At 40.1% G+C, this 19,799-nt stretch carries 13 protein-coding genes; 7 read left to right on the top strand and 6 right to left on the bottom strand.

Features of this window, described 5'->3' with window-relative positions; translation table 11 throughout:
• Positions 1–100 precede the first annotated feature (100 nt).
• From H1R81_RS00825 to H1R81_RS00800, 6 genes are all read left to right on the top strand, one after another.
• Positions 101–2,509 (top strand): GH92 family glycosyl hydrolase, encoded by a 2,409-nt coding sequence (locus tag H1R81_RS00825; RefSeq protein WP_181838772.1) that lies wholly within the window; start codon positions 101–103, stop codon positions 2,507–2,509.
• 94 nt (positions 2,510–2,603) lie between these two features.
• Positions 2,604–4,904 carry a regulator gene (locus tag H1R81_RS00820; protein ID WP_229251033.1) on the top strand — a complete coding sequence of 767 codons (2,301 nt, stop codon included), beginning with the start codon at positions 2,604–2,606 and terminating at the stop codon, positions 4,902–4,904.
• Between the two features lie 15 nt (positions 4,905–4,919).
• A complete protein-coding gene (locus H1R81_RS00815; protein WP_181838771.1) occupies positions 4,920–5,978 on the top strand; it encodes a polysaccharide deacetylase family protein in 1,059 nt (352 codons plus the stop codon).
• A gap of 18 nt (positions 5,979–5,996) precedes the next feature.
• The gene (locus tag H1R81_RS00810) at positions 5,997–7,175 is read left to right on the top strand and encodes an exo-alpha-sialidase (protein WP_181838770.1); all 1,179 of its coding nucleotides are present in this window, start codon (positions 5,997–5,999) and stop codon (positions 7,173–7,175) included.
• A gap of 40 nt (positions 7,176–7,215) precedes the next feature.
• The gene (locus H1R81_RS00805; RefSeq protein WP_181838769.1) at positions 7,216–9,438 is read left to right on the top strand and encodes a hypothetical protein; all 2,223 of its coding nucleotides are present in this window, start codon (positions 7,216–7,218) and stop codon (positions 9,436–9,438) included.
• Between the two features lie 26 nt (positions 9,439–9,464).
• Positions 9,465–10,817, top strand: coding sequence for a DUF3748 domain-containing protein (locus H1R81_RS00800; RefSeq protein WP_181838768.1), 1,353 nt, complete (start codon positions 9,465–9,467; stop codon positions 10,815–10,817).
• On the opposite strand, the gene H1R81_RS00795 is transcribed toward H1R81_RS00800, so the two are convergent.
• From H1R81_RS00795 to H1R81_RS00780, 4 genes are all read right to left on the bottom strand, one after another.
• Positions 10,801–13,263, bottom strand: a complete 2,463-nt coding sequence (locus H1R81_RS00795; protein WP_181838767.1) for an AsmA-like C-terminal region-containing protein — start codon at positions 13,261–13,263, stop codon at positions 10,801–10,803. The two genes, H1R81_RS00800 and H1R81_RS00795, sit on opposite strands and share 17 nt — an antisense overlap.
• A gap of 228 nt (positions 13,264–13,491) precedes the next feature.
• On the bottom strand, positions 13,492–14,502 hold the full coding sequence (locus H1R81_RS00790; protein WP_181838766.1) for an LLM class flavin-dependent oxidoreductase: 1,011 nt from the start codon (positions 14,500–14,502) through the stop codon (positions 13,492–13,494).
• Between the two features lie 157 nt (positions 14,503–14,659).
• A complete protein-coding gene (locus H1R81_RS00785) occupies positions 14,660–15,619 on the bottom strand; it encodes a dihydrodipicolinate synthase family protein (protein ID WP_181838765.1) in 960 nt (319 codons plus the stop codon).
• A 30-nt stretch (positions 15,620–15,649) separates the two neighbouring features.
• Complete coding sequence (locus H1R81_RS00780; RefSeq protein ID WP_181838764.1) at positions 15,650–17,203, bottom strand: sodium:solute symporter; 1,554 nt, start codon at positions 17,201–17,203, stop codon at positions 15,650–15,652.
• A gap of 207 nt (positions 17,204–17,410) precedes the next feature.
• Here H1R81_RS00780 and H1R81_RS00775 point away from each other — a divergent pair, with 207 nt between their 5' ends.
• The gene (locus H1R81_RS00775) at positions 17,411–18,295 is read left to right on the top strand and encodes an AraC family transcriptional regulator (protein WP_181838763.1); all 885 of its coding nucleotides are present in this window, start codon (positions 17,411–17,413) and stop codon (positions 18,293–18,295) included.
• A 248-nt stretch (positions 18,296–18,543) separates the two neighbouring features.
• On the opposite strand, the gene H1R81_RS00770 is transcribed toward H1R81_RS00775, so the two are convergent.
• On the bottom strand, positions 18,544–19,239 hold the full coding sequence (locus H1R81_RS00770) for a sulfite exporter TauE/SafE family protein (RefSeq protein WP_181838762.1): 696 nt from the start codon (positions 19,237–19,239) through the stop codon (positions 18,544–18,546).
• Position 19,240: 1 nt separating this feature from the next.
• On the bottom strand, positions 19,241–19,678 hold the full coding sequence (locus H1R81_RS00765; protein WP_181838761.1) for a FixH family protein: 438 nt from the start codon (positions 19,676–19,678) through the stop codon (positions 19,241–19,243).
• Positions 19,679–19,799: the final 121 nt, after the last annotated feature.

Raw genomic sequence — 19,799 nt, 5'->3', positions numbered from 1 at the left:
AAAGCCGAAAATATTGTTTTTTTTTGTTCAGCCAATAGTCTTGAATCGCTGGATTGAAGTAATTATTCTATATTAATCAACCTTAGCATTGTTGCTTTGTATGAACACCAGCCTATATACATATTCAAGCCTAAAAAAAACATACCACCTGTGGTTATCAATTATTTTAATTGCTATTACACTATTAATTCAATCCTGCATCTGTGATAATGATAAAGAAACCGTAGACTACGTAGACCCTTTTATAGGCACGGATTATTTCGGGCATACGTTCCCGGGAGCCGTTGTACCATTTGGAATGATACAGCTTAGCCCCGACCACGATACAAAAGGCTGGACATATAGCAGTGGCTATAGTTATGCCGATAGCTCTATTATGGGGTTCAGTCATACGCATTTCAGTGGGGTTGGTATGACTTCCGGTGGAGATATTCTGCTTATGCCAACTGTAGCTGATAAAATACAGACAAATCCTGGTTCTAAAGAAAATCCGGACTCCGGTTATCGTTCAAGATATGACAAGGCTGACGAAAGTGCCACGCCCGGGTATTATAGCGTGTTGCTGAAAGATGACCATATCAAAGCCGAGCTTACAACCACGAGGCGTGTTGGTATGCACCGTTACACCTTTCCGAAAGCCCGACGCTCCAATATTCTTTTAGACTTAGGGCATGAAATTGGCAACAATGAAAAGAGTGGCTACTCAATGCTTAAAATTGCAGGAGATTCGACTATTGAAGGCTATAAAGATGCTAACGGAACAATGGTTTATTTTGTGGCTAAATTCAGTAAGCCATTTGACTATTATGGAACCTGGGACTCGGAATATAAGACCCCTGAGTCGGCAGAGGGTTTCTGGCCTTATAAAGATGAAGAGAAAGGATTGAATGTAGGTGCTTTTGTCAGTTATGCCACCAAAGAAGATGAACAGATATTAGTTAAAGTAGCGATTTCTTTTGTAAGTATTGAGGGAGCGAAAAAGAACTTACAGGAAGAATTGCCAGGCTGGGATTTTGATAAAGTAAAAGACAATGCACGCAAGGCATGGAACGAAGAATTAAAAAGAGTTCAGATTACTACTGATAACGAAGCACAAAAGCAGATTTTTTATACGGCGGTTTACAGAAGCCTTCTGGCACAATACATAGGGCAGGATACTGATGGGCAATATATGGGTATGGATAACAAAGTGCATACAGCCAAAGGATACAATTTTACTCCAAACTTTTCTTGTTGGGATACTTACCGAAGCCAACACCCTTTGCTGACGATTATCGCCCCGAATCATGTCAACGACCTTGTTAAATCTATTTCAGCTAAAACTACAGAATATGGATGGTTACCCGCTCAGCACTTCAGGAATGTTTTCGGACAAGGTATGGTTGGAGACCATCTTGTGCCTGTGATTGTTGATGCTTATATAAAAGGATACAGAGACTGGGATATTGAGGGCTTATACAATGCCATGAAACGCAAAGCTTCAGAGCTTCCAACAGCTCCCTTGCCTGCGTCAGCAGGACGTTCGGGCTTGACAGACTATCTGAACTTAGGCTATGCACCCTGCGATGTTGTTACTGAGTCTGTACCCAATACTTTAGAATTAGCTTATAATGACTGGTGTATTGCCCGCCTGGCGGAGGCGTTAGGCAAAAAAGACGATGCCGCCCTATTTTACAAACGAGCCCGGAACTACAGAAATGTTTTTGATTCAACCGCTATGTTCATGCGTCCACGTCTGAAAAACGGTACATGGCTACCTGAAAAAGGAAATCATGAACAAGATACTGTTTTTGTGGGCAATCATCGCTATTATCAATATTTCGATCCTCTTTTAGTGGGTCGTCGCCCTATGCGTCACTATACAGAATCAAACGCCTGGCAATACCTGTGGTCGGTTCAGCATGATGCCCAAGGTCTGGTAAATCTTTTAGGTGGAGAAGAAGCCTTCCATAAACGATTGGATACTTTTTTTGAAATGGACGCCTCTATTAGTGAACCCAAGTATGTAGGCGTGGTAGGTACTATCGGGCAATATGTGCATGGCAACCAACCCTCACACCATGTCGCCTATCTATATAACTATGCTTCTGCCCCCTGGAAAACCCAGATGCGTACCCGCCAAATTATACAGAAGTTTTATCGTACTGGTGCCGGTGGACTTTGTGGTAATGAAGATATGGGTTCGTTATCATCATGGTTTGTATTGAGTAGCATGGGTATCTATCCCGTTACACCGGGCAGTAGCCAGTATGCCATCGGTAGTCCTCTGTTTGAAGAAGTAGAAATCAAAGTAAAAGACAATCAGACGTTCCGTATTATTGCCAGAAATAACAACCCTAAAAATATATATATTCAATCGGCCACTATAAATGGCAAGCCATTCAATCGTTGTTATATTGACCAATCGGAGATTATGGCAGGAGGAGAATTGGTTTTTGAAATGGGAGCAACGCCAAATAAAGCCTGGGGTGTAGGGAAATCGGCTTTGCCTTATTCATTGAGTGAATAACGATTGATGAATGAATAATATGGTGATTTTATATTCAATAATGCTGGGTTACGCGGTAGTTAAACATTAATTTTATAAGCTTGCAATTAAGAATATGATACAAATTTCTCTGAATAATCTTTGTAAAAAAACTATCCTTTACTTTATTATAAGTATAGGAATGGCTTTTTTTATGTATGCGTGTAAATCATCAGAGAAACAAAATACCGAAACAAGCTACAAAGACGAACCATTCTGGCAAGAGTACCATGAAGCGTATCCGGTAAGTACTATTGCCGAAGAAAATGAGGTAAGAAATATATCTATTGATAAAGCACAGAATGTATGGATAGCTACAGCTTCGGGAATCTTTATGAAAAAGCCGGATGAAAACAGATGGACAGTTATCCAGTCTGAAGAAGACAAAGGCCCGGCGTATTGGGTAGAAACCGATGCTGAATCAAATGTATGGATTGGCACATGGAATGGCATCTATCGGTACAAAAATGCACAGTTAGAAAAAATCTCAGGTGTGAAAGCTCCCATTTCGGCTATCTGTATTGCTAAAGAAGGGGTATATGCTTTAGGGCCAAATGGCATCTGGTTATTTGATGGTAAAGTATTTAAAACACCTCAATCGAGTAAAAAAGGTTATCAATTGCCTCGTTCTATCAGAGATGTTATTTCAGATAATCAGGGAGGGCTATGGATTGCAAGCGATGTGGGTCTCTACCATACGTCTGCCAGAGAAACCAGGTATTACCGCAATAAAGAAGAGGTAATCAGCGGCTATATAAAGGGTATAGCTTTAGACAGCAATGAGCACCTATGGGCTGGCGGTTTAGGCGGAGTTAGTATCATTCAGCATGAAACGAAAGTCAGAGAAATCACACCACGCCAAGGCTTGCCTACCGTTTTTGTGACTTGTGTGGACAATGCACCGGACGGCACAATGTGGGTTGGAACTGAACAAGGATTGATACGCTACAAACCATATAGTGATAAATTTGATAGTACCTACTCTATGCTTTTCAGCCGGAGATGGCTATTAGACGACCATGTAAACGATATAGCATTTGATGCCAGTGGTAATGCCTGGGTGGCTACAGAGAAAGGTGTGAGTGCTATTAAAAGAAAGCAAATGACGCTGGCACAAAAAAATGATTTCTTTATGGACGTGCTGATGAAAAGACATATCCGTGATCCCTGGATTGCAGGTCAATGCCATTTACAGATACCAGGTGATACTACCTCATGGCAACCGGAAGATGATGACAATGACGGTGAATATACTGGCAATTATCTTGCAATGGAAGCATTCAGATATGCTGCTACCAGAAACCAGGAAGCCAGAGAAAATGCACGTAAGGCATTTGGTTTCTTGAAACTTTTACAGGAAGTAACCGATACAGAAGGTTTTTTTGCCCGCACGATTGTCCCCTCATTATGGAGTTCTGTACATGATGGCAACCGTACTTTTACCCCACATCAGTTAGCAGAGGAACTTGTGAAAGAACCCCGTTTCAAACCTGTAGAAGTGCGCTGGCGAAAATCAAAAGACGGTAAATGGCTCTGGAAAGGCGATACCAGCAGTGACGAAATGTGCGGGCATATGTTTGGCTATTTCTTTTATTATGAGCTCGTAGCCGATGAGGCCGAAAAGGTTATTATCAGAAGGCACGTAGCTCGAATCGTTGACTACTTAATTAAACATAATTTCAATTTTATCGATATTGATGGCAAGCCAACCCGTTGGTCGGTGTGGTCGCCTGATCAGTTGAACCGCGACCCTGAATGGGCCCCAGACAAAGCACAGAACTCAATGGAAATGCTGGCTTTTCTGAAATTTGCTCATTACATCACTCAAGATGAAAAATATCAGCAGTACTACCTGAAGTTAATTAATGAAGCGCATTATCTGGAGAATATGGCAGAAGTACCCAACCAGAACAGGGCCTGGTTTATATATTTCGATACCATTCTACAGGCTTACCTCTACCCTATTCTGCTGAAAAGCGAAACAGACCCTGAACGTTTGGCTTTCTACAAAAAACATATGGACGAGTGGTTTGAAAGACGTAAAGCCGACCATAATCCACTCATTAATTTTATCTATTGTTATTCACGTAATAAACAAACCGAAGTTGCCAACTCTGTCGATTTTCTAAAAGATACCCCTCTTGATCTGGTAGACTGGCATATAGACCATACCAAACGGGAAGATATACAACTTGTACACAGTATCGTCTTAGATGAATTGCAGGTATCAAAACTTCCTCCTGCCAGCATCAGGAAAACCGTTCGGTGGGATAAAAACCCTTGGGATGCGAAAGGAGGAGACCCGCAGGTTGAAAGAGAGCCGGTTTTCTGGCTATTGCCCTACTGGATGGGAAGGTATTTACATATGATTCAATAAACAAACCTTATAATTATGTTAAAGTTTAGCTTACAATTATTATGCTGTTTTCTGTTTGCATCGGGCATAGTTGCCCAAGGGCAGCAAACCTACGCCGAGAAGTTAGGTTTTCCGAAAGGCAAGAAAGTAGTTATATTTCATGTTGATGATTGCGGTATGTCTTACTCATCCAATCAGGGAGCTATTAAATCAATCGAAAAAGGAGTAGCTACTTCATGTAGTATTATGATGCCTTGTGGCTGGGCGCCCAGTTTTATTAAAAATTATATTCAGAAAAGTAACCCTAATTTAGATGCGGGGCTTCATCTCACACTTACCTCAGAATGGAAAGATTATCGCTGGGCTCCGGTAGCCGGCTTTCAGCAAGCACCCGGTCTGGTAGATGAAGAAGCCTGTATGTGGCACACAGTAGAACAGGTGATAAAACATGCCTCTGCCGATGAAGTAGAAAAAGAAATCAGAGCCCAGGTAGAAAGAGCTTTGAAAATCGGTCTGAAACCTACACATCTTGATTCCCATATGGGTACGCTCTTTGCCAGTCAGGCTTTTTTAGAAAGGTACATCAAAGTAGGTGTTGAATATGGGATTCCGGTAATGTTTCCGGGGGGTAATAATAAATTGTTGATTGAATGCCAGAATGCGCCACTAATCAAAAGTCTGAAAGCTAAAGGTCAATGGAAAGAAGGTATGCAGCTACCTGTACCACCGATGCTTAAACAAACCAAATCGGTTGGTGAAATGATCTGGAAGGCAGGCTTGCCAGTATTAGATGACCTGCATACTATTAGTGGTGACTGGAAACCTGAAGGTGAAGTTGCGCCTTATGAATGGGGTAAATACAAAGCACAGAAATTTATTGAAACCCTTAAAAATATGCAGCCTGGCGTAGCCATGATGATTGTGCATAGTAGTGATATAACCGATGAATTTAAACACATCAGTGCATCAGGAGGCTCAAGACTTGCCGATATGCTGGCAATGACTAACCCTGAATTAAAGGCCTATATTGACTCTGAAGGTATTATTCTGACTACTTTCCGTGAATTGATGGAGAGACGTAAGAATGTGAAATAATTTTTTCCATAAATTTTAATGAAAAAACCAATCTCATTTATTCTATTTATATTCCTTACAGCTCAGCAACTATGGGCACAAAGCCCTGCCATTATCAATTCCACACTGATTTTCCCGACACAGGAAAAGCACGTGCATGGGAGCAGTATTGTTAATTTACCAAATGGAGATTTTCTTACGGTCTGGTTTCAGGGAAGTGGTGAACGTACTGCCGACGATGTAAGAATCATGGGGGCAAGATTAAAGAAAGGAGAAAAAGTATGGAGTGAACCGTTCCTGATGGCTGATACACCCAATATTCCCGACTGTAACCCTGTTCTGTTTCTTAATCAGGAAAATAAACTCTTTTTAGTCTGGATTGCCGTGCAAGCCAATAAATGGGAGCAGTCAATTCTGCGCTTTAAAACATCGGTTGATTATACGCAAAGTGGTGCACCAATCTGGAACTGGCAGGACAATATTTTATTAAAACCGGGTGATGCTTTTGCCAAAGAAGTTTCTACAAAGCTCAGAAGCCTGCCCGACACTCATCATGGCTGGGCAGGTTATGCCCCAGAATATGATGAAATGATTATTAATGCCAGTAATGATGCCACCAAACGCAGTATTGGATGGATGACGAGAATTAAACCATTATTGATGCCCAACGGCCGTATTGTCCTCCCTTTATATTCAGATGGCTTTAATCTATCAATGATGGCTATTTCTGAGGATAATGGTACAACCTGGCGGCCAGGTCTACCTTTGGTAGGCCGAGGACCCATACAACCTACGGTAGTACAAAAGAAAAACGGAAATCTGGTAGCTTATATGCGTGACAGTGGTGATAGTCCTCCACGGGTTCATTATAGCGAATCGACTGATAAGGGTGAAAGCTGGTCAGCCTCTGTTAAAATGGATATTCCTAATACAGCCAGTGTAGAGCTATTGGTGATGAATGATGGCCGATGGGCATTCTTAGGCAATGATATTTACGATGGCCGATACCAGTTAAGTTTGTATTTGTCAGACGATGAGGGTAAAACATGGAAATGGAAAATCAGGTTGGAAGACCATGACCCGAAGAAAGGTGGGTTTTCGTATCCATCTCTGATTCAGACTAAAGATGGACTTTTACACATGACCTATTCGTATCATTTAGAAAAAGACAAAAAATCGATTAAATATGCTGTGGTTGACCCACAGAAAATCAGATAGTCCTGTTAACGCACACATTAATCAATTACTTTACATACTTATGAAGTTATCTTCTTACATTTTCGTTGGATTATCGTTGATTGGAGTTGCCTCCCATGCACAAAAGCCGACACTCAAAACACAACCCGTGTATCATGATAAACCCTTCTTACAGGATTATAGCATAAAGTATTATGTTAAATCGAATAATACCCGATTAATTGAAGCGGCCAGTGACAGAAATGGTGCTATCAAAATCTTTTCATCTGAAGGGCTTCTGCAACCCCACGACGGCCAATTCTTATACCCTGGTGCCATTGTTCCAGACAAGACCTACCGCACCATCGGCGATAAAAAAATACAGGGTCTTGGAAGTTATCAGAATCAGTTTGTATTACTTGATGATAAAACCGTTTTAAGCAATGCCTGGGCTGGTAAACTATTCAGCAAGCACGATTTATCGGGGGCTAAAATCTTTACAGGTGGCAAAGACTTTGCATTTCTGGTATCAGATGGTAAAGCTTTACAATTGATTAAAGATGCCAATACGCTTTGGAAAGGGTCTTTAGAGAATGATGAAGTAATCAGCATTCGCTACCAGGCCGGGTCTGATATTTTCTGGATTTTAGGAAAAAAATCTTTGTCTACCCTATCGGGTTCAAAACTCACCAAAGTTTTTGAGGGTACAGGCTTTACGGCATTTGATACCGACGACAAAAAACTTATTATCGGTTCAAACGATGGTATTATTACGCTCGATGCCGCTACTAAAAAACAAATTGGCAGCAAAAATCAGAAATTGCCTGCAACAGAAATCACAGCCGTAAAAGCCATTGGTGATAAATTCTGGTTCGGGTCAGTCAATGGGGCATTTGCACTACGAGCCGATGGAAAATTTGATTACTATAATGGCGAGCGCTGGCTACCGGGCAATGTGGTAACTAACATATCAGAAGGGCCTGAAAACTCGGTATTGATACTTACTTCGGAGGGTTTAGGACAGATTTGCTTCAAGAAAATGACCCTACATGATAAAGCTATGTTCTACGATAAACAAGTTCGTAGCCGCCATATCCGTAATGGTTTCAATGCTTCTCTTAGCCGTATGGAAAAGGGGAATCTTGCTACGGGTTATTTGTCTGACTCTGACAATGATGGTTTGTGGACATCAATGTATTTAGGGGGTGAGATATTCAGATATGCTGTTACTAAGAATCCTGAGGCATTGCAAAATTGCGCTGAGTCTTTAGACGCAATGGAGCGATTATATACGATTAATCCCATTCCTGGTTTCCCGTCACGCTCTTTTGAAAGAAAAGGATATATCAACCAATTGTCTGACCCGGATCGCTGGCAACACTCTCCCGACCCTGAATGGGACTGGAAAGCAACAACCAGTAGCGATGAAGTAATCGGGCATATTTTTGCTTTTGGTGCCATGGCTGAATTAATACAGGAACCAACTATTAAAAAACGTGCGGTTTTTCTGATAGATACTTTAATGAGTCATATCATCAAAAACAATATGTATATGATTGATTACAACGGCAAACCTACGCAATGGGGTCGTTGGAACCCTGAATATGTAAATGCTTTCCCGATTAATGTGGGTGATAGAAAACTCAATTCATCGAATATTGTGGCCATGCTTCAAACGGCCTACCATTTCACCAAAAAGGAGAAATACAAACAAAAGGCGTTTGAATTGATGAAAAAACATGGCTACTACGAAAATCTGATGCGCCCGATGAGTATCATTGGCAGAGCAGCAGAAGATGCCGACGACCATAGCAAGCATATGTCAGATGGTTGGAATCACTCTGATGATGAAATGTATTTTGTTGGTTACTGGGGTTTGTATCGTTATGCCTTTAATGATACTCTGAAAGCGGCTTATAAAAGAGCCATTATAGACCACTGGCAGGCCGAACGACCTGAAAAAGAAGGTGCATGGAATATCTTTACGGCATTGACAGGCACAAAAGATTTTGATCTGAACGAAGCCGCCTGGTATCTGAGAGAATATCCATTAGATTTAGTAGATTGGGTTATCATCAATAGCAACCGCAAAGATATTGAGAAAATAGCCCCTAATTTCCGCAATCAGACTATTAAAGAGGTTTTACCGCCTGATGAGAGTCCGATTCAACGCCATAATGGCAATACGTTTAATCTTGACCGCAAAGGTGGCAATGGCACATCTGAACACAGTGCCGGAGACATCTGGATTTTACCTTACTGGTTGGGCAGGTACTTAGGCGTGATTAGTGCACCGGAGAAGTAATTCAATGAAATTTGAAGAATACACCCATGAAATATTTACTTTTAAGCCTTATTTTTTCATTACCGGCTTGCAGCACAAAACAGGATTATATGACAGAGAAGCAGATTACCAACGACACAACCTACCATCATGATTTAGATAATAATGATAATTTCTCACCTGATAATGAGTGGCTGGTCTATGATACCCGGACTGATGAAGGAGGCATTGCGGCATCTGGCCGTATTGAAAAAGTAAATATTTCAACGGGTGAAAAGAAAGTTGTTTACGAAATTCCGAACAATCAGGCGTGGGGGCCGGGTGCGGGGGCAGTAAGTTACTCTCCCATTGAAAATGCAGTCGTTTTTATTCATGGCTTACCAAGTGTTACAGAAGCCAATCCTTACCAGCAATGGCGGCGCACGGGCGTAATTATTAATGAAAATCTGGCTGGCAAACGTATCTTTATGGATGCCCGCGACATTACCCCACCCTATACCAAAGGTGCGTTACGCGGAGGCACACACCGCCACGAATGGAGCGGAGACGGCCAGTGGATCGGCTATACTTATAACGATGCCGAGATGAAAGCCCTTGAAGACTCAACAGGAGAGAAACATAATCTGCGCACCATAGGCGTTTCCAAAAAAATCAATCCTGTAGTATTAGAAAAAGATGCTAATGGAGAAAACATATCGGGCGAATGGTATAGCGTGTTAGTGGTGAGAGTAACCCCAACACCCACAGCCGGCTCAGATGAAATCAGCCATGCGGCAGGTGATAGTTGGGTAGGAACAAAAGGATATACTAAACCTGACGGCACCAGACAAATGGCACGGGCTTTTATAGGAACAATAAAAGATAAAAACGGTAAAAATGTAGATGAAGTTTTTATTGTAGATATTCCTGAGGAGATTGATGTAGCAGGTGAATCAGGGCCATTAGAAGGTACTGCTACTACAATGCCAATGCCGCCTAAAGGTACTGTTCAGCGCAGGCTTACATATACAGCTGACGGTGGTCAGCCTGGATGCGTGGGGATAGTACGAAGCTCACCTGATGGACAATCTTTAGCTTTTTTAGCAAAAGATAATAAAGGTATTTTGCAAATCTTTACGATTAACCCGGAAGGCAAAAACCTGACACAAGTTACTTATCATACAAGCAAGTTAGAAGGATTTTTTCGTTGGCATCCATCAGGAAGAACAATTTATTATGTCTGGAATGGAAGCATTATGAGTTGTGAGACTAGCCATGAGGCATTTGAAAAACGCTTCAGAATATTAACCCGACCTACTGTGCCGTCACCATCAAACCTTGTAATTTCGCATGATGGCAAAACCATTGCCTTTAACAGGCTGATTGGTGAAGTAAAGCAGATTTTTATCGGAAAGCTCTGAAAGGTATCTTTCGGGCTTTCTTTTTCATTACATATTTGATATTTACTTTGCCGTTTTCATCTACTGCCCGCAAAAAAATATTTGAACCGATACTATCAGGATCATAATCTCTGAATTGATACGTTGAATCTCTTTTACGAAGATTACTCAAAGGAATCTGAATATTAAGGTCGGTTTTATCGCCCAGACTGTAAATACCATCTAAAAAGAAGGTCATGACATTGCTTTCTATCTGCATTTTTTTTACTTCTACCTCTTTACCTTTAATCACAAATTCATGCACAATAGGCGCAAACTGTACGTGTTCTAACGGCCGTTTTCTGAATATCAGTTTTTTCATTTTCAGAAAAGGATCAAAGTCTATAATCTCGGCGTCTCTTAAATCGACTTTCAATATGCCATCAACTGAGTTCTGTACCAGCGATACATCATTTTTTAACTCTGCGCTGAATCTAAATGTACTATTGAGTTTTCCCTGAAGATTTCTGTCAGTAATGGTATATTGGCCGAAATTATTAAAGGACGAAAAAACAGATTTCACATCGGTATTCATCAACCTGGCATTAACATTTAACTGGATTGGTCTTCCCGAACGCAACTGATTTACATCTCCTGCAATCTGAAATGTACCGCCAAAAGCATTCATTGAAAAATTATGTAAATGTATCTTGTCTGTACTGAGGGTCATGCGTCCTTTAAGATTCTGTGCTGTTAACCGGTTATACCTGAATCTTTCGGCTTCCAATGTGGCGTCTACTTTAATATTATCAATTGCTTTGTCGAGCAAAGCAGAAAGTGTAAATTTTGAATTTCCGCTTCTTTTAGGCCTTGCATGGTCAAGATTCAGTAGTACTTTCAGCCAGTTTAATTCCCAATCAGGAATTTTTATATTTACAGTTGCCTTCAGAGGACTATTATCAGTATAAAGATAGGGAATAAGGCCGGCAATATGGCCATTGATGTAAAGCCTATTGATACCATCAAATAGCTGAATACTGGGTATCCGAACCTCCTCGCCTGTAAAAGCCATATCTGCTCTTATCTGCTCAATCTTAACATTTTGTGGCAGATACGTAACAGCGATATCCTGCAAGGAAACATTGCCATACAACAAGCCGTTGAGTTTTCTGGTTTCAGAATTAAAAAACGATTTGATATTACCTTTGTAGGTAAGTTTCATAATGGCCTTGCCCTTATTAACCTTGTAGCGTTCAGGGTCCAACAAATCGTTCAGAGAAGCAGGGCTGGCATCTAAGGTACAATCAATATCGGCCAAGGCATTGTCCAAATCGTTTACCACTATTTTTCCATGAATCGGAATAGTTTCAAACAATCCCTGTATATTATTGCCTACAATACGGGTATTTTTATCGCCCGTCAGTTGTGTACTATCTACATGGTTAGTAAAAGTACCCTGAGTACTCAGGTCTTTCAATAACCCAACTCTGAGTCTATACTGAAATGCCCGGGCATCAAAGTTAATATCCACTTTGGGTATGCGCTCTCCAAACTTTCCATTCAGATGCACCTGTGCCGTTACAACCGGATCAATCTTTACCCTGGTCAGCACGTCTGATAAATGTTGGGTTAGCAGTTTCCGGGCACTGGCCAACCGAATTTCTTTAACGATAAAATCCAGTTTGATACTTTTTACATCTTCATTAAAATCAAACGCTCCTGATAATTGTATTTTATCCTGGGTTGCTACAATCAGTTCAGACGGTTTGACTATGAGCATTTTTTCCTTTTCGTTATAAGCAACAGCAATATTCAGATTGGTTTCCTGGTTGGTTAAAAAGCCTCCTTTATCAGGGTTAAAAATTAATCCTTTAAAAAACACATCACCTTTGGCTTTAACCTGCCATAAAGCATCTGCATAACTAACTTTATTGTTTAACTGATGAAAATCTGCTGCATAGAATTTCTCTTTCAATGAATCGGCATACTGAACCTGAAAATCTGTAAAAGAAACATCTTCAAGATTTTTCAATACACCAGTATCTGCTTTTTTTGAAGTTACTGTTGAGTCTTTTCCGCGAGAATTAAAAATAGAAAGATTAGTAAAACCGTCTTTACGTTTGAAGATATTCAGTTTGCCATTAGCAAATTTCAGGCTATGTATCAACACTTTGCCTGTAAACAAAGCCTGTGTTTCTAATGTAACATTGATTGAAGCGGCATCAACCAGATAAGTCTGATGCTGACTGAAGTATTTATCCTTGAGCTTTACCCCCATTAATGAAAAAGTAAAACCCACCCCATTCTGAAAAGGTGTAAACTTAAAATCCTTAACTTCTAAATTTCCATCAATTCTTTCGTTCACTAATTCTTTTAATCGTGTAAAAAGGCTTCCCTGATTATAATATATCCAGAATCCTACCCCTGCCAGGAGCAAAAGAAAACTACCAGAAATAATTAATGCTACTCTGAAGAATTTAGAATTCATAACAGGAAATTTAACGAATGTGTGAATCTGGGTAATTCACAGGCAAAAGCACGTTTATTAATTGAATTTAACTACGAATTTTGGTTTGATTATTACCATTTATCATTTTTAATTAAAAACTAATTTAAAATCAAGTATTCATTAAACGAACACTTATAACGCTTTTTACCTGCCTTTATTTTAAGACAGCCAAACCCATTGCAACCCCTACCCAATACACGAAAAAAACTATGCCAGTGGTTTTAACTCAAAGGCTTCAGCCAGTAATTCGAAAGAACGTTTACGGTTCAGCGAATTATTTGCCATCGTTGCTACAATGACTTCGTCTACGTCAAAATCGTTGGTAAGAGCTATTAATTTTTCTTTTACCTCCTCTTTTGTACCCGATATTACCCTACCCCTATTCCGATGAATCCGCTCCTGCTCAGCCAGTGAAAACTGGTATTTCTGAATAAATGCTTCGTCGCCAAAATTATCGAACCTCCCTTGTTCAAACTGTACCAATACATAGTCTAAAAACTTGCGCATTTTCCGGGCTTCTTCTTCAGTTTCGGCACATAATACAGAAATTGACATAAGCGCATGAGGCTTTAAGAATTGCGTTGAAGCTTCAAAATTCTTTCTATAAGTTTCTACGATATCAGGTTGGGCAAATCCATTGATAAATCGGGCAATGGCTAAGCCCATACCAAACTTTGCTGCAATCTTACTACTACCTCCGCTCGAGCTCAGTATCCACTGGGTAGGAATGGTAGGAGATTGCGGAATAGCCAGAATAGGCCCATATTTAGTGGCGGCTGTATCTCTGAAAAAATGTTGCAGGTATTCTAATTGCTGAAGATAACTTTCTTCGCTGAAATCATTGGATGGATTCAACAAAGCGGCTGTAATTCTGTCTCCACCCGGTGCTCTGCCAATTCCTAAATCAATTCGTCCGGGAAAAAGCGTTTCTAACATTCTGAAATTTTCGGCTACTTTCAAAGCACTATGGTTGGGTAGCATAATACCCCCAGACCCTATTCTGATACGTTTGGTTTCATCGGCTAATTTCACCATCAGTACCTCTGGTGTAGAGCCAGCAATAAAAGAAGAATTATGATGCTCGGATACCCAAAAACGACTGTATCCTAATTTTTCAGCTAATTTTACAGTAGCAATTGTTTCTTCTACAGCTTGAATTGCTGTTTTTCCGTGGGTTACTATAGATTGGTCAAGTATGCCTAATTTCAGTTTACTCATTTTACGTTCTGTATTTTGCTTAGTAACACAAATCCGGCTTAATTAGTTACCTGTTCAGTACTATACTAAAATATAGTAATAAAAAATCTCCGGAAGGTATCTACCGGAGATTCGACTAAGAAACAAAACTTATATAAAAGAGGAAGGTGATACAAAACTATGAAACCAAAACTGGTGAATGCCGATAAACAGGTTTAACTCCTAATTCATCATGTAAATTGTCTATTGTAACCATCAGTTCATCCATTCTGGTTTTCAGGTCATCTGTTAATGGTTCAACTTTTCTACGTGTATATGTCGAAATGGGGAAACCTCTTTTCATTAAACTATATTTGGCAATAGTCGGGTAGGCTGAATGTACAATCTCCATTGAATCATTGAAAAACTGTTGCACTTTTTGCGATTCGGCAGAATTATCATTAAAATGCTCACAAATCCAGACGATTAATTCAGGGTAAATATTTCCCTGAATACATGATAACCCTGATGCACCTGCTTTTAATGATGAAGTGGCATTAACCATATAAGCATCATACAAACCAAAGTTATAACCTTGTGCTACTGCAAGCCTACGTTCCACCTCTGCCGAATCCAGACAGGTATCTTTATGATAGATCAATCTTTTAGACGGTAATAGTTTTGCTAATACATCGGCATTAATCAATCTTTTATAAGGAACGGGGCATTCATAAAATCCTAATGGAATACCGGGTGTCAGGTGCATGAGTTCTTCCATTCGCTCAATAAACACAGCATCAGATTCATCAGCCTGAGCAATCTGGCTTGAGATTACAATGACTGCCTGGACACCTGTATCATAAATTCGTTTCACAAAATCTGCCTGTTCGGCTATTGTTCCACCTAATGTACCAGTGGATACTACCGGAATTTGCCCTGCTGCCCGGTCAACTACCTGTCTGGTGATAGCCACACGCTCTTCATTGCTTAATTCATACATTTCGCTCGACAGACAGTTGGCAAACAATCCGGCCGAACCCGCCTGCATATAGTAATCTGTTAAAACAGATAGCCCTGCGTAATCAATAGCCCCATTGTCTGTAAAGGGTGTGAGCATAACAGGTATAAAACCCTGTGGTAATGAATTGGTGGAAGCCATAATTTTATATTTTATAGGTTCTGAGGATTCTTATTTTGTTTTTAATCTGGTTAATAACACTCCTGTCAGGAAAATACTTAGTGTACCTATTACCATAATCATATTCTGATGGAAAGGGCTACGCAAAGCGGCATATTCATCGGGTATCTGCTTCGAGAAAGTCATCCAGCATATAACGAGAATGCCAATTATTGTTGCAATGACGGCTTCTGCATTTTTTGCTTTTCTGGCAATCATACCCAAGAGGAATAAGCCTAACATACCTCCTGCAAAGATTCCGGAGAGCATCCACCAGATATCCAGGACACTCTTGACCCCGATCATGGCTACACCTGTAAACATACCCAGTAAACCAAACACGGTAGTTGCAATGTATAAGAGGCGTAATGTTTGCTTTGAGGTTAGTCCTGATTTGATATAACGTTGGTAAATGTCTACCGAAAAAACTGTGGCGGAGGCATTCATGCCAGAACTGATAGTACTCATGGCAGCAGACATAATAGCGGCCACAATAAGCCCAACCAAACCTGCCGGAATCTTATTGACCATGAAATGCGGCATTACCTTATCGCCAATATCGGCAGCGGTGAGTGTTGATGCCAGCTGATTGATAGCATCAAGGCTGCCCCCGGGTAATCGCTCAGTAGCCACCTGCATTCGTACTTCGTTCAATAATTCGGGATTGGTTTGATAATAGGCGTAAAGGCATGAGCCAATTACAAAAAATATCAAAGAAACCGGCAAATAAAGGTAGACACAAAGCCAGATTGAACGGGTAGCTTCTTTGACAGAAGTAGTAGTATGGTACCTCTGCACGTAATTCTGGTCCATGCCGAAATTATTAAGGTTCATAAAGAAACCATATAATAATACTACCCAGAATGTGGATTGAGTAAAGTCGGGAATAAGGCTGCCCAGGCTGAATTTATCGTCTGCCTGACCGATTTCTATGATACGACTGATGCCCCCGGGCATACCCTGCACAACGAGTATCAGTATAATTAAAGCACCGAGAGTTTTTATTACCCCCTGTACCACTTCCGTCCAGATGACGGCCTCCATGCCTCCCAATACGGTATATATAATGATACATATACCCACAACAATCATGATGCTTTCCATCGAATAGCCTGTCAATGCTTGCAAGCTCAGGGCGATGCCGAAGAAAATGGAACCCATACGAGCCAATTGCGTGAGCAGAAAGCAGACTACGGCATAGGTTCTTGCCCAGGCTCCAAAGCGATGCTCAAGGTGTGTATAGGCCGATACCTCGCCGGTGTTCCGGTAAAAAGGCACAAAGTAACGAGACGCCACCCAAGCTGCCAGAGGCATTGAAAGACTGAACACAAACGAATTCCAGTTGCTGCCAAATGCTTTACCTGGTACTCCTAAAAAGGTATTACTGCTCAGGAAAGTAGCATAAATAGACAACCCGATTGCCCAGCCTGGAATCTTACCCGAAGCTGTGGTAAACTGGTCGGCGTTTTTGTTCTTTCTCGAAAAATAAACTCCTATTATTACCATTCCGGCCAGATAGGCAAAAATGATAGATAAATCAATAACAGGGAGTGTCGTTAAGTTCATGTGTCAGGTTTCAAAAGATTCAATAGGACAAATAAGCTGTTGGGGAGTATTATGCTAAAAACATACATTACTTTTCGGTAGAATGTGTATTTTTTATAATCCGGCAAACATTTTATTTAACTTTACAAAGATAGAGGATAAAAATGCAAGCTTTTTATAGACAATTTTCCAATCATTGTACGATATTATCATAAATATTTTTCATTCATGAAACCGCATTTTCATAAAGTACCAGGCAGTACAGGGCAGTCGTTTAGTATCAGACATGATATTAAACCGAATTTTGGTACAATATGGCATTATCATCCCGAATTAGAATTACACTATGTTCTGAAAGGCGAAGGCGTACGCTTTATAGGGGATAATGTAAGCAATTTTACTTCAGGAGAAGTATTGCTTTTGGGTGAGAATTTACCTCATACCTGGCGTTGTAATCAAGAGTACTTTCAGGGAAATTCAGACTTGCAAATTGAGGCCATAGTGATGCAATTCCGTACTGATTGTTTAGGTAATGAGTTTCTGAATCTCAATGAATCCTACGCTATCAGAAAATTGTATGAAAAAGCAAAAAAGGGTTTAATTATTAAAGGCGAAACAGCCCAACAATTAAAAAACCTTATGCATTCGGCACTTATAGCAAGCCCACTACAACGTTTGATTATCCTGCTGTCTATTCTGGATGTACTGACTGAATCTGATGAAATGGAGATGATTACTGATGTTAATGCCTTCTATCAATCAAACGAAATGGAGACCGTACGACTGAATAATGTTTGCAGTTATACTTTAGCCAATTATGCCAAAGACATCAGGTTAGAAGACATTGCAGCTATTGCGAATCTAAGCACGACTTCTTTCTGCCGATATTTTAAATTAATGACTCACAAAACCTATAATGATTTTCTAACCGAAATACGGGTGAGCCATGCGTGCAGAGCCTTAGTTGAAAATAAGTTAAGTATTGAAATTGTCTGCTTTGAAAGCGGCTTTAATAATCTATCTAATTTTTACCGACATTTTAAGCATGTGAAGGGGGTAACACCTTTAGAGTATAAGAGGCAGTATTTGACCAGTAGTACTCCTAACCCTTAAAGGGGAAATCTGAATTAAGACTTCTAAAACCATGCATCAAAATATTCATTAAATTGTATAGACGTATATGTATTGATTTAGAATTAGGGGATAATCCTCTGGCTATTGCCGGATAGGCAAAAAAATTTAATTTACCTCCGGCTAAAACTGAAGGCAATTGAATCTATAATCCTGTGGGAAGTTTGGGAGTATGTCGAAATAACTATCGGGAGAAGTTTGAACCTAAGTCTAAAAGTGTGAAATTCGTTTCACTTTCCGTGACAAACTGTTATACCATTGACATCACGTTCAGAAAATTGATTGGCTGGTAAATTAATCCCTTTAAAGATAAGCCAGAAAGCTAAAATAATATAAGAGAAGGTATAAACAACTTTCGGTTGAAATCTAATCAGTTTGCGGATACTATTGCCTAAAAAAGCAAAGCCTAACATCATCGGTAATGTGCCCAAACCGAATAAAGCCATGAATAAGGCACTTTCCCATGCCTCACTCATCAGAAAAGCGCCACTTAATGCGGCATAAACTAATCCACAAGGTAAAAGGCCATTCAGCACGCCAAAAACGAGTTGCGCGAATAGCGTATGTTTTTTGTAGAAAACAGATAATGCCGATTTAATGAAACTGGTGAATCGGCTTGTATAAGGCAATACATCTAACGATTGTCGCCATCGGGCAGGTAAAATGAAAGCCAGTAATATTAAACTTCCAACAATAATAAAAAGCACTTTCTGAGAAGTAAACAGGGCAATCTGCTCTCCTACTAACCCAATCAAAAGCCCTAACAAACTATAAGTAAAAATCCGGCCAAGATTATAGATTATCCGGCCCAAAATATATCTCCCTCTTTTGCTTTTATCAGCCGGCAGGAGCATAGAAACAGGCCCGCACATACCCATGCAGTGCAAACTACCCGCCAAACCTATCATAAAAGCTGAGTATAACATCTTAAAGCACGATTTTTTCTTCTTTCAAATAAGCCTTTCCGGCATTTTCCCATTCAATTTTTATTACCCATAAGCCTTTAGTCAGTTGGTTTACAGGTATCTCCTGGGTCCTGTTTTGCTGTAAGACCAGCTCTATGGTAAAATCTTTTTTAGCATCAGAAGGCCGATAAAATTGTACCTTACCTCTTGCGTCCTTCTGGTCTTCCGGGAAAACCACACTTATTTGTTGTTTTTCGCCCGCATAGGTTACTATTACAGATTGAATTAATTGCGCTGCATTTTGTTGCTTTTCAATTTCTGCCTGATAGGCTATTTCTTTTTTGTAATAATCGTTGCTAACTAAAGAAATATCCTTTTGTTTCACGCAGAGTGTTACGAGTGTAATCATAAAGATGACAAACAGCCCGTAAAATATCCCGATTTTATGCCCGAAGTTCATGTTCTTAAATATTTATGTCTTGAACTGTAATTTAACTGATTAAATGCTTTAAATGAACATTCTTCTGATTGGAACCGTCTGATTCAGGCCACAATAAATTAATGAGTTTAAATGACTGCAA

The organism is Emticicia sp. BO119, from assembly GCF_013912375.1.
In the GTDB taxonomy this organism is placed as follows: domain Bacteria; phylum Bacteroidota; class Bacteroidia; order Cytophagales; family Spirosomataceae; genus Emticicia.
Note: the sequence above shows the minus strand (reverse complement) of the source record. Positions and strands in the feature narration are given on the sequence as shown.